Raw genomic sequence first — 12726 nt, forward strand, 5'->3', positions numbered from 1 at the left:
TCCCTTTAGCAAACTGGTATCGATAAATCTAAATGACAAACAAAAGCTTCAAGATCGACGACATGAACCACTTCATCCTGTAACGAATCACGGCTTAGTGCCAGTTCGTCAGATGGATAATTCACAATACCAAGCCCGATTTCTCTTTCATCTTGATCTAAAATACGGACGACATCGCCTTTTTTAAACGAACCTTTTACATTGACAATCCCATCAGAATCAAGGCATTTCTCCCGGTGCATAAGATGTTCCTGTGATTTCTTTTGCACAACGATCTCGCCTTTTGGTCCAGAATGAAAGGCAATCCACTGCTTCTTGTAATTCAGCGGTGCTAAGTTTTCATCAGCGGTAAAATAAGTGCCATCCTCTGTTCCATTGATTGCTTTGTCTAAAATGTGAGGCGTATCCGCTTTGCCTAAAAAGCCATTGATACCAGCAGCCATTGAAATTTTAAACGCATCGAGCTTTGATTTCATTCCGCCTGTGCCCACACTGCTACCTGCATCTCCAGCTGCTGCTTCGATGTCTTCTGTGATGTCTGTGACTTCAAGGATTCTTTTCGCATTCGGATTTGTATGCGGGTTCTCTTCATACAGGCCATCAATATCAGATAAAATGGCAAGGAAATCCGCATCAATGAGTCCAGCTACTTTTGCAGACAATGTATCGTTATCTCCGAACTTCAAGCGATTAATCGTCACTGTATCATTTTCATTGATAATCGGAATGATGCCTCGATCTAATAACACATTCATTGTGTTCCGCACATTTTGATAGCGCGTTTCATCTGAAAAATCACTTCTTGTGATTAAAAGCTGTGAAGCAATATAACCGTGTGATAAAAATAAAGTAGAATATGATTCCATTAAAAGCCCTTGCCCTATCGAGGCAGATGCCTGTTTTTCCGGCAGTGTTTTAGGTCTATCGATAAATCCTAGTTTTCGGTAACCAGCTGCAACCGCACCAGATGAAACCAAAATGACTTCATGTCCTTCATCTTTGAGTTTCACAATTTGATTGACGAGGTTTTCTAGTTTTTTTAAACTAATCTCCCCTTGAAAGCTAGTAAGAGAGCTGCTTCCGATTTTCACAACAATTCGTTTTCTCTCTTTATCTGCGTACACCTTATCACTCCTGTATTTGAGCTCTATTTATATAGATACTTTTTGTTTTTGCTGTTTGCTGATTTCTTTTGATCGATTGGCAGCATGTTTGACGGCCTGCTTGATGGCTTCTCCTCCGCCAAAATCATCTAATGCATTCAGTCCTGCCGCAGTTGTTCCATTTGGTGACGTAATTTTCTCTCTTAATGCAGAAGGGTCTTCCTCTGTTTCTTGCAGCATTTTCGCAGCACCGAGAAGTGTCTGCGCGCCAATTTGGCGAGACAATTCCTTAGGTAAACCTGCTTCTTCCCCTGCTTCTTCAATTCTTTCCATTAAGAAATAAAAATAGGCTGGTCCGCTTCCGGCAATTCCAGTAAAAATATCCATTTGTTCTTCCTGAATGGTATACACTTCACCCATTTCAGATAAAAGAGCCTGACTCATGCTGATATGGTCGTCTTTCACATAACGCCCAGCACATAAAGCGGTCGCTGAAGCCCCGATCGTACTTGACGTATTCGGCATGACCCTCATCACGGGCTGCCCTTCATGCAGCATATCTTCAATATAGGATTGCTTCACGCCTGCAAGGACAGACAAGATCAGCTGGTCTCTCTGAATATGAGGTTTTAACGATTCAAGTGCTGTTTCAGCATCCTTTGGCTTCATGGCTAGGATCAACATATCCATTTCTTCAAAAGGAAAAGAATCCATTGTGGCTGTTTGTATTCCGTAACGTGTCGTTAGTTCATTCAATCGAAGTTGATTTTGTCTGTTTGTTGCGTATATTTGGCCCGGCGGCATTTGTCCTGATCGCACAATCCCTGCAATCATTCCTTCCGCCATAGAACCTGCTCCAATGAAAGCAACTTTCTTTTGATCAATGATATTGATCCTCTCCCTTGTTCGCTTTTTGTTCGTGTTTTTCGCACGTTAGTTATCGTAACATGATGAGAAATCGTGTCAAGAAAGAGCCAGCGCTTTTCAAAAGTCCCGAATAGGCATTCAACCGCTTGCTGTATGTATACTGACTGCGCTTTTGTAAAACAACAATTTAGATCTAAAGAACTATTCATATTTGCATCATAGTACCCTTTCGTTCGACTGAATTCCCCATTTTATTTTTGGTTTCGGTGACTTCAATTCTATTTTATAGAAAGCGCTATCATTTTTAATGGATTTCTATTTTCCTATACGACGAATGTGCTTGAATCTTCCGATTAGACTATTGACATATTTTAGAAAACATGTCCGTTGAAATGATATTTTACGGGTGATACCGTGAAAGAGAAACCAAGTGAAAAAGGAGCGTTCATAATGAAAGTGAAAGAAAACTATATCAATGTCATTCCAATGAAAGAAATCCGTTCGACCGATGACCTTCTTTTCCCATTCCCTATTTACAATGAGCTACGTGCGCAGAGTGATATTAGATATGATGAAACAAGAAAGTGCTGGGATCTCTTTCGATATGCGGATATCCAGTCTGTTCTGAAGCAGCCAAAAGTGTTCTCATCACAGCGAGGAAGAAGCACAACGAAAACGAGTATTTTAACGATGGACCCGCCAAAACATACAAAAATGAGAGCACTCGTGAATAAAGCATTCACACCAAAAGCGATCAAACAATTAGAAGATAACATTAGAGACCTGACACATGACCTGCTGCAACAAGTCAAGGATCAGCGTACGTTTGATATCGTCCAAGATCTAGCAGCTCCCCTGCCTGTCATGATCATTGCTGAGCTTCTCGGCGCAGAGGTAAAGGATAGAGCGTTCATTAAGAAACATTCTGATGCCCTAGTAGCAGGTGCAAAGGATGAATCAAAAGAAGCCATTCAAGCAGTAGTCGATATGCAGAAACGCGCAGAGGAAGAGCTGTCCGCTTATTTTACTCACTTGATCCAAAAACGAAAAGAATCACCTACTGATGATCTGATCTCACTTCTCATTCAAGCAGAAATCGACGGTGAGCGTTTAACCGAGGATGAACTGCTTGGTTTTTGTATTCTATTACTTGTTGCCGGTAATGAGACAACGACCAATTTGATTACAAATGCAGTAAGACTGCTAACAGAGCAGCCGCATATCGCCGAAGCCGTACGGCAAGACCCTTCTCTTAATCCTCAATTGACCGAGGAAACGTTACGCTATTACCCACCTGTTCAAGCCATTGGGCGAATCGCGGCCGAGGATGTTGAGATTGCAGGCTCAAAAATTAAAAAAGGGGACTATCTCATTAGCTGGGTCGCTTCAGCAAATCGCGATGAACAGAAATTTGACGATCCAGATACGTTCCGTCTTGACCGGAAATCAAATCCGCATATGAGCTTTGGCTTCGGTATTCATTTTTGTCTCGGCGCACCGCTTGCCCGTCTTGAGAGCAACATTGCACTTGAAGTTTTACTCCAGACGTTTCAAGACATCACCTGCGTTGCAGATCAGCTAAAACCTATCCAAAGCACATTTGTTTTTGGAGTAAAAGAATTTCCTGTACAAGTCACCCGTTTTTAAAAGTCCCTCTTAAGGGGCTTTTTTTCAATTCATCATCTCTTTCTTACCTTCTATCTCTGAACATGCTAAAATAAAGTCCATACAAAGAGATAACGGATTTCAGAAAAGGAGCCAAAAATTCATGACCGATTATACAGCAATGAAAGACGGAATATTCAAATCAGTTTGTTCGTTAGATTGCCCAGATCAGTGCGGTCTTTTGATACATAAAGAAAATGGAAAGATCGTAAAAGTGCAGGGAGATCCAGACCACCCCGTCACCCAAGGCAACATATGTAACAAAGTGCGGAATGTCACAGCTCGTTTATATGATGAAAAACGATTGACGACTCCTTTGAAGCGTGTCGGTCGAAAAGGCGATGGGCAATTTGCGCCGATTACGTGGGAAGAAGCCATTGAAACCATTCGGCAAAAATGGACAAAGCTCATTGACGAAAAAGGTCCAGAAAGTATTCTGCCATACAGCTTCTATGGGAATATGGGCAATCTGAATGCTGAAGGCATGGACCGCCGCTTTTTCTATCGTCTTGGTTCAAGTCAGTTAGACCGAACCATCTGTCAGTCAGCAGGAACGACCGGCTATAAATATACAATGGGTGCAAGCATCGGGACTGACCCAGAAGACACCATTCATACGAAACTATTCATCTTTTGGGGAATCAATGCTGTGTCGACCAATATGCACCAAATCACCCTCGCGCAAAAAGCCCGAAAGCAAGGAGCAAAGATTGTTGTGATTGATGTTCACAAAAACCAAACTGGCCGGATGGCAGATTGGTTCATTCCGCTTCGACCTGGTACTGACAGTGCCCTTGCACTTGGCATCATGCATGTCCTTTTTAAAGAAGGACTGACAAATGAAGCCTTTTTAGAAACGTATACAACCGGTCATCAGGAGCTGCGTGAGCATGTGAAACAGTATGATCCAGACACAGTTGAGGAGATCACTGGGGTTTCAAAAGAGGACATCGTGACACTTGCAAGAATGTATGCAGAGACATCACCATCTCTTATTCGTATTGGCAATGGGTTGCAGCACCATGATAATGGCGGGATGAGCATTCGAACTATTTCCTGCCTCCCTGCTCTGACTGGTCAGTGGCTCCACAAGGGCGGCGGTGCGATGAAATCAAACTCTTCTTTTCTGAGCTATAATGAAACAGCTCTTCAGCGGCCAGATCTATTAAAGGACCACACGCCTAGGTCATTTAATATGAATCAGCTTGGCAGTGGACTGACGAATGCAGCGCCTTCCATAGATGCACTCTTTGTCTACTCGTCAAACCCAGCCGTTGTCACGCCTGAAGCAAATAAAGTAAGAGAAGGTTTGCTGAGAGAGGACTTATTTACAGTCGTTCATGATCTATTTCTGACAGAGACAGCTAAGTATGCAGACATTGTCCTGCCTGCCACATCCGCCTTTGAAAATGAGGATTTCTATACATCATACTGGCACCACTATATTCAAATTCAAGAGCCAGTGATTGAACGCTATGGAGAAAGCAAATCCAATACAGAAGTATTTCGCTTGTTAGCTCATGCGATGGGCTTTGAAGATGAAGCCTTCCGCGAGACAGATGCGGAACTTATGGAACAAGCCCTTCATCATCCAGAAAATCCGCATTATGAGGACATTTCATACGAGGCATTAAAAGAAAAGAAATGGATCAAAGCAAAAAGAGGACCTTTCCAGGACTTAAAGCTCTCTACTCCGAGCGGTAAAATTGAGCTTTATTCTGAACAAATGAAAAAAGACGGGTATCCAGCGCTTCCAACCTATGTGCCCCTCTATCAGGAAAGCGAATATCCACTTACATTTATACCGGGTCCGAATCATAATTTCCTTAACTCGACCTTCTCTCTTCATGAAAAGCATCAAAAACTCGAGAAGTTTCCTAAGCTTCATATGAATGAAGAGGATGCAAAGGCAAGAGAGATTGAAGATGGTGATATGGTGCGTGTGCTGAATGACCGGGGTGAATGCGAGCTTGTCGTGTCAGTTGGTCAAAATGTCTTATCCGGTGTTGTGGTGAGCCAAGGATTATGGGCAGATCAAAAAGGCAAAAAACAGCTAGTCAATGGACTAACACCTGATCGGCTAGCAGATATGGGCGGCGGTGCGACGTTCTTTTCTGGCAGAGTTGAAGTTGAAAAGTTATCATAGACAGAAGAAAAGCCAGCAAAAACTGCTGGCTTCAAATTGTTGACAAAGTGCTAAAATGATCTTGATTTTAGCACTTTGTCTTCTTTTCAGCGTGATAGAAAACCTTTGCAGTATAGGAAGGACGAGTACTGGCGCGGAGCGAATTTGACATTCGTGAGCACCAGCACGCAGGACTGACAACGAATGCGAGGGTTTGTCTACACGCTGGAGCCAGCAAAAAACTGCTGGCTTTTTTTGTATTCTATTAACGTCCAATCATCAGCTGGTTGGTAAACACATTCGCACTTCCGTTGCTTCGGTAGCCTTCTACAGTCAATGCTGTTTCATACATTTTCCCCATTGGCATACCTAGGCTTTCCCATTTTCTGAAATGCTGACTGACGGATACAGTTCCGCTCGTACGTTTTGTTTGACGTACACTCCAATATTGCTTAAAGGTAGCGTCTCCAATAATAGAAGGTTGGTTGACACGTAGCGTTTCATAAATGTCATATGTGCCGCCATCGGCATAAAATGATCCTTTATACGTTCCTGTTGGGCGATATGTGCCCCATGACTCAACAATGTAGTATTCAGCTAATGGAGATTGTGTCCAGCCGTAGACACATAAGTAGGAATTCCCGCCTGGGTTAAAGGCTGCGTTGTAATTGATGGAGATGTTACCAAGTTGATGATGAGTTTTAGTGGAATCAAACTTCTTCCCTTTTCGAAACAGAGCATTTCCGATATTGTTCCATTGCGCGCTAAATGCGCCGCCATTGTTAAGTGTCATAGAGGTATTTCCGTAATCCTTCCATAACTCAAAATCGTAACCGCCGTGTGTGCCGATTCTATTATCATAAATCGTTTCCGCATGTGCTGGCACAGCCGTCAGTGTCAGCACAAATCCAATACACAATACAAACAACAGCCTCAATCTTTTCAAATTCATTTTCCATCCCTCTCCTTTTTCCAATTAAATTGTTCTGACTTCTCTAAGATGAAGCGAACCCATCACCTCCTTTCATATCACCCTTTTCTGCTAGATGGATCGATATTGCGCTAATCCGGCATGGATATCTCTTGTTTGTGTATAAATCTGTTGATACAGATGAAATAGATCAGCATATAGATTTGCATGTTTCTGCTCTGGCTCATAGACAGCAGCTTGATGAACAAACTGATCTGCACATGCCTCAAGCGACGGATACCAGCCGCAGCCAACGGCGGCAAGCATCGCTGCACCTAAAGCAGGCCCTTGTTCATTGTCTAACTGGATGACCTCAGCCTGAAAAATGTCTGCTTGCATTTGAAGCCACGTCCGGCTTCTCGCACCGCCTCCGATGGAGACAATAGAATCTATGTGTTTCCCTGCTTGCCGAAATAAGGCGATCGATTCATTTAACGAAAAGGTAATCCCTTCTAGCACAGCCCTGACGACATGTGCCCTTTCATGCCTGCTGTCTAATCCAATCAGGCTTCCACGAATGATAGAATCCGCATGAGGTGTTCTTTCTCCTACTAAATAGGGTGTGAAGAGCAATCCATTCGCTCCAGGTGCAACATCAACCGCACCCTCTAAAAGTGATTGAAACGATTCCTCTGGGGATAGTAAATGCTTTACCCAGTTCAGGCTATATCCTGCTGAAAGCGTCACACCCATTGTATATAAAGCATCTTTTTTTGCATGATGAAACAAATGCAAGTTTCCTTGCAGCGCTCTTTCATGATCCTCTTCGTAAGAAAGAATGACGCCAGATGTGCCAATGCTGCATAACGTGCGGCCAGAAGATAAAATGCCAGCTCCAATTGCTCCGCAAGCATTGTCTGCCCCGCCAGCAAAGACTTTGGCCCCCTCTTCAATCCCGGCTTCACGTGCAATGTGCGGCAATAGAGTTCCAACCTCATCCTCTGACGAGACAAGCGGTGGGCAAATATGAAAAGGAATATCAAATGCCTGACAAATCTCTTCACTCCATGCTCGCTCCCCAATATTTAACAGCAAGGTGCCAGCCGCATCAGAATAATCGATATGGACAGAACCTGTTAAACGAAATCTGACATAATCTTTCGGAAGTAAAAACATGTTGATTTGTTGATCAATTTCTGGTTCATGTTCCTTTACCCATAATAATTTTGGCAGTGTGAATCCTTCTAGCGCTTGATTTTTCGTTATTTGGTGGAGCCGTTCCCCCAGCTTGTTTGTGATGTGTATACATTGCGCTGTCGTTCGTGTATCATTCCATAAAATCGCAGGGCGGAGCACCTCGCGGGATTCATTTAAAAGAACCAGCCCATGCATCTGTCCAGAAAAGCTGATGCCCTCTACTTTTTTTGAAAGGACAGGCTGCCTTGCCATCAGTTCTTTCATCACAGCCACTGTTTGCTCAACCCATTCCTCTGGGTTCTGCTCACAATATCCAGGTTTATCTTGAATGAGGCGGTAAGGCTTAGTGGCCTCGCCGCATACCTTTCCGTCCTCATCGACTAATATGGCTTTGACTCCGCTCGTTCCAAGGTCAATTCCCATCACATACTTCATGTCTTCACTCCTTCAAAACAGGTCCGCTTCTTCTATCAATCTTCTAACAAGTATTGATTTAACCGGGCTTTCAACTGTTCCTCTCTTCCCGATTCGTTTCTGATTAAAGGATGTTTCAATGCATACTCTTCTAATGTATGAAAGTTTGCCTTTCCTTCTGAAATGTCACGGCCAATCCCTTCAGAAAAACTGCGATACCGGTGCTTAATGACATCTTCAAACACACGATCTTCTATGAGTCTATGAGCGACCCTCAATCCTTTTGCGAATGCATCCATCCCCGCAATATGGGCATACAAAATATCTTCAAGCTCAAAAGAAGCTCTTCTAACTTTTGCATCAAAGTTGAGACCACCAGTACCTAGCCCACCATTTTGCAGAATTTCATACATGGCAAGCGTTGTGGCATATAAATCGGTTGGAAATTCATCAGTGTCCCAGCCAAGCAGCGTATTCCCTTGGTTCGCATCCACAGAACCGAGCAATCCATGTATTCTCGCGACACGTAATTCATGCTCAAACGTATGGCCAGCAAGCGTCGCATGATTCGCCTCAATGTTCAATTTAAAATGTGTATCTAATCCGTATTGCTTTAAAAAGGCGATAGATGTCGCTGCATCTGCATCGTATTGATGAGTAGTCGGCTCCTTCGGCTTAGGCTCAATTAAAAATTGGCCAGTGTATCCAATTTCCTTTGCATAATCAACAGCCATATGCAAGAATGACGCCATGTGGTCTAGCTCTCTTTTCATATCAGTATTCAGCAGAGTATCGTATCCTTCTCGTCCTCCCCAGAAAACGTAATTTTCTGCGCCAAGGTCTTTAGCTGTTTCGATGCCTTTTTTCACCTGTGCGGCTGCATAGGCAAAGACATCTGCATGACAAGATGTCGCTGCGCCGTGAACAAATCTAGGATGCTTGAACATGTTGGCCGTGTTCCACAGTAGCTTGACTCCGCTATCCCGCATGTATTCTTTCATTCTTTCTAAAATGATGTCTAATTGTTGATTCGTCTCTTGAAGCGTATCTCCCTCCGGTGCAATGTCACGGTCATGGAAGGAAAAATACGGGACATCTAATAGATCAAACAGTTGAAAGGCAACTTCCAATCTAGCTTTTGCTAAATCCATCCCGCTGTAGGAATCCCATGCTCTCTGCATCGTGCCAGTTCCAAACATGTCTGTTCCATCAGCAGTCAATGTATGCCAATAAGCGACTGAGAAGCGCAGGTGATCTTTCATTGTTTTTCCGCCAATTACTTCACTTGGATTATAGGATTTAAAAGCGAGTGGATTTTTTGATTGTTTTCCTTCAAATTGTATTTTTCCGATTCCTTCTAAGCTGTGTAACGTTTTCATATTTGAGTTAGCCATCTTTTATTCCTCCTATGATTACACTTTGTAAGTTGATTCAACAAACTAATATTCAATTGATGATCCATTCACTTTGAATTTTCCATATTTTTTAGTTTTTTAGAAATATTTTCGTTATAATAAAGTTAAAATCATCCTTCTTACAGATAACAGACGAAGAAAATCAGTTTTTTCTTCACTTAATCTAAAGACGAAACAAATGGAGTGGATAACATGGATATCGCTGATCAGAACTTTGTGAAAAAAATAAATCAAAAGCTATTATTAAAAGAAATTCTCCAGCATGCGCCAATTTCTAGAGCCAAATTATCTGAACGCACTGGGTTAAATAAATCGACTGTTTCCTCTCAAGTAAGTACATTAATGAAAGAGCAACTCGTCTATGAGATCGGTCAAGGTGAGTCTAGCGGCGGGAGAAGACCTGTTTTACTCATGTTTAATAAACGTGCAGGCTGCTCCATCGGGATTGATGTCGGCGTTGATTATGTCAACGGCATTTTAACCGACCTTGAAGGGTCCATCCTTCACGAAGAGCAGATCAACCTCCCATCAAGTGCTCCTGATGTGACCATACGCATATTAACTGAATTAATACAGCAGTTGATGTCCCAAATCCCCTCTTCCCCATACGGACTCATAGGTATTGGTCTATGTATACCGGGACTAGTGGATGCCGATCAGCAAATCGTGTTTACGCCGCATTCTAAATGGAAAAATGTTGACCTGAAAAAGGCGCTCCAAGACGCATTCCAAGTACCAGTCTTCATTGAAAATGAAGCAAATGCCGGTGCATATGGTGAAAAAATCTTTGGGGCCGCTAAACATTATGATCATTTGATTTATGCAAGCATCGGCACTGGTATTGGGATTGGGATTATTATTAATCATCATTTATACAGAGGAGCATACGGCTTTTCTGGTGAAATGGGACATATGACCATCGACTTTAATGGACCAACATGCAGCTGCGGAAATCGTGGTTGCTGGGAGTTGTATGCATCTGAGAAAGCTTTGTTTCAGTCTCTTCAAACAAATGAAAAGCCCATCTCCCACCAAGATGTGGAACAGCTGGCAACGTTAAATGATATGAAAACGCTCAATGCCTTGCGCAACTTTGGTTTTTACCTTGGGGTCGGTCTCACAAACGTCCTGCATACCTTTAACCCCCAAGCAATTATTTTACGAAACAAAGTGATTGAATCGCAGCCAACAGTTTTACGTGTGATTCAAGAGGAAGTATCCTCAAGGATAGATACTCAATTCAGCTCACATGTCGAGCTGCTACCTTCATCATTAGGACATAACGCACCGGTATTAGGGATGACATCTCTCGTCATTGAAGCCTTTCTGCAAGATGCCACCCTCTCACCATGACAGATTCTTAGATAAAAAAGACAGCTCTTACCGTGTTGTCTTTTTTTATTTATTCTGTTTCCTCATAACGGAAATAGTTAAAATCAGCAGGCAGACGCTCGCCACTTGTATCTTGGCACTGCATGCCGACAAATGCCCCTGTAAAAAATCCTCCTCCTCGAATAAAGTCATCAGATAGATGGCTAGATTCAAATATCACATCAATGTCCTTCCAGTCTTTTTGATCAAAAGAATAAGAATAGGTATATGTTTCTTTCTGAACGATCACTTTTAAATACACATAGGTGACTTCCTCTGGAATGACGATTTTTTGTGTCAATGGCTGAGAAAAGGAAAGGTTTTGACAGGCAGATAATTCAAGAATGCGGCCAAATTCCTCGTCATATGTCACCTGAAGCGCCGTCCAATTTTCCGTATTATAATAATTCACAAGACCAGCAGCTTGCTGAAAATTCTCTGGAAAGAACGATACTGCTGTCTCAGCTTCAAAATAAAAGCTTTGCCAGCGCCTTGCAACAAAGGCTTGGGTAAACTTAGATGTGAGAGATTCCTGACCGTATAACCTTAAATGCTGAGGTTTTTCCGTTAATGAACCGATCTGTTCAGTGAAAGGAATTCTTAATGTTTGGAAGTGTCTATTTAACGTTGATTCTTTAAATTCATCGACTGTATGATAGGTTGGAGCAAAAACCTTTTCGTTGATCGCTGGTGCTTCAACCTCCAGTGCTCCTTCTTTTCCGCCCACAACATACGGCCAGCCATCCTTCCATTCAAGCTTTTGAATTGCTGTTTCTCTTCCTAAAGGACACCACCCTCTCTGTTGAAAAATAGATTCCTTGCTTGATTGAATAGGGCGACCAGTCAAATGGGCGAGATACCATTCATTTGTGTGCGTTTGAACAATGGAAGCATGCCCGCATTTTTGAAGCGGATGTTCAGGTGTGTGAAAAGCACTTAAAATTGGGTTATCAGGATGAACCTCATAAGGCCCTTCAATCTGCGGGGAACGGGCAATTGTTGCCGCATGCTCGTAGCGGGTGCCTCCTTCTGCTGTTAATAAATAATAGTAATCGCCAATGTGATAAAGATGCGGTGCTTCTGTCAATTTAATCGGTGTGCCTTTAAAAATAACCTTCCGCTCACCAATGAGTTTCTTTTCTGTCACGCTATATTCCTGCAGGGCAATACCCGCAAAGGAATGGTGTTTTTCCCTATGGTCCCACAGCATATTTAAGACGTATTTCTTGCCGCTTTGGTCATGAAATAAAGAGGGATCAAAGCCAGAGCTATTAAGCTTCACCGGCTCACTCCAATCACCGTCAACTTCATTTGCTGTCACCAAATAATTATGACCATCTTTAAATGGACCATCCACTACTTTAATATCTGAATAAATGAGCCAAAAATGACCATCTGCATAGCTCAGGCACGGTGCCCATACTCCGCCAGAATCAGGATTCCCTTTCATGTCCAGCTGCGACGTTTTTTGCAAAGGACGCGCAGCAAGCCGCCAATGGACGAGATCCTTCGAATGATAAATTTGCACCCCTGGAAACCATTCAAATGTAGAGACCGCCATGTAATAATCTTCTCCTACACGGCAAATACTTGGATCCGGATTAAATCCTCTCAGCACTGGATTGGTAATTTTCATTCAACTTCCTCCTCTTTCACGAC

General features: G+C 42.7%; 9 protein-coding genes. 3 read left to right on the forward strand and 6 right to left on the reverse strand.

Annotated elements, in window-relative coordinates:
* Window positions 1-5: 5 nt before the first annotated feature.
* Together proB and proC are read right to left on the reverse strand one after the other, a co-directional pair.
* Window positions 6-1124 carry a glutamate 5-kinase gene (gene proB, locus NKR21_RS10455; protein WP_144456443.1) on the reverse strand — a complete coding sequence of 373 codons (1119 nt, stop codon included), beginning with the start codon at window positions 1122-1124 and terminating at the stop codon, window positions 6-8.
* 27 nt (window positions 1125-1151) lie between these two features.
* Window positions 1152-1949, reverse strand: coding sequence for a pyrroline-5-carboxylate reductase (gene proC / locus NKR21_RS10460; RefSeq protein WP_253602512.1), 798 nt, complete (start codon window positions 1947-1949; stop codon window positions 1152-1154).
* 471 nt (window positions 1950-2420) lie between these two features.
* On the opposite strand from proC, the gene NKR21_RS10465 reads away from it, so the two are divergent.
* Both NKR21_RS10465 and NKR21_RS10470 read left to right on the forward strand, forming a co-directional pair.
* Window positions 2421-3617 carry a cytochrome P450 gene (locus NKR21_RS10465; RefSeq protein ID WP_144456439.1) on the forward strand — a complete coding sequence of 399 codons (1197 nt, stop codon included), beginning with the start codon at window positions 2421-2423 and terminating at the stop codon, window positions 3615-3617.
* A gap of 121 nt (window positions 3618-3738) precedes the next feature.
* Entirely contained in the window at window positions 3739-5781 is a 2043-nt protein-coding gene (locus tag NKR21_RS10470) for a molybdopterin oxidoreductase family protein (RefSeq protein ID WP_144456437.1), read from the forward strand.
* Between the two features lie 244 nt (window positions 5782-6025).
* Here the strand turns inward: NKR21_RS10470 and NKR21_RS10475 are convergent, their stop codons facing one another.
* The 3 genes from NKR21_RS10475 to xylA form a co-directional block, all read right to left on the reverse strand.
* Window positions 6026-6712: a glycoside hydrolase family 11 protein gene (locus NKR21_RS10475; protein WP_012010223.1), complete on the reverse strand. Its 687-nt coding sequence runs from the start codon at window positions 6710-6712 to the stop codon at window positions 6026-6028.
* Between the two features lie 90 nt (window positions 6713-6802).
* Window positions 6803-8302, reverse strand: a complete 1500-nt coding sequence (gene xylB, locus NKR21_RS10480; protein ID WP_144456435.1) for a xylulokinase — start codon at window positions 8300-8302, stop codon at window positions 6803-6805.
* A 35-nt stretch (window positions 8303-8337) separates the two neighbouring features.
* Window positions 8338-9675 (reverse strand): xylose isomerase, encoded by a 1338-nt coding sequence (xylA, locus tag NKR21_RS10485; protein ID WP_088004390.1) that lies wholly within the window; start codon window positions 9673-9675, stop codon window positions 8338-8340.
* A gap of 213 nt (window positions 9676-9888) precedes the next feature.
* On the opposite strand from xylA, the gene xylR reads away from it, so the two are divergent.
* Window positions 9889-11049, forward strand: coding sequence for a transcriptional repressor XylR (gene xylR, locus NKR21_RS10490; RefSeq protein ID WP_012010226.1), 1161 nt, complete (start codon window positions 9889-9891; stop codon window positions 11047-11049).
* A gap of 49 nt (window positions 11050-11098) precedes the next feature.
* Here xylR and NKR21_RS10495 read toward each other — a convergent pair whose 3' ends face one another.
* The gene (locus NKR21_RS10495) at window positions 11099-12703 is read right to left on the reverse strand and encodes a glycoside hydrolase family 43 protein (protein WP_012010227.1); all 1605 of its coding nucleotides are present in this window, start codon (window positions 12701-12703) and stop codon (window positions 11099-11101) included.
* Between the last annotated feature and the right edge of the window lie 23 nt (window positions 12704-12726).

It is taken from the genome of Bacillus sp. 1735sda2 (assembly GCF_024159245.1).
In the GTDB taxonomy this organism is placed as follows: Bacteria; Bacillota; Bacilli; order Bacillales; family Bacillaceae; genus Bacillus; species Bacillus pumilus_O.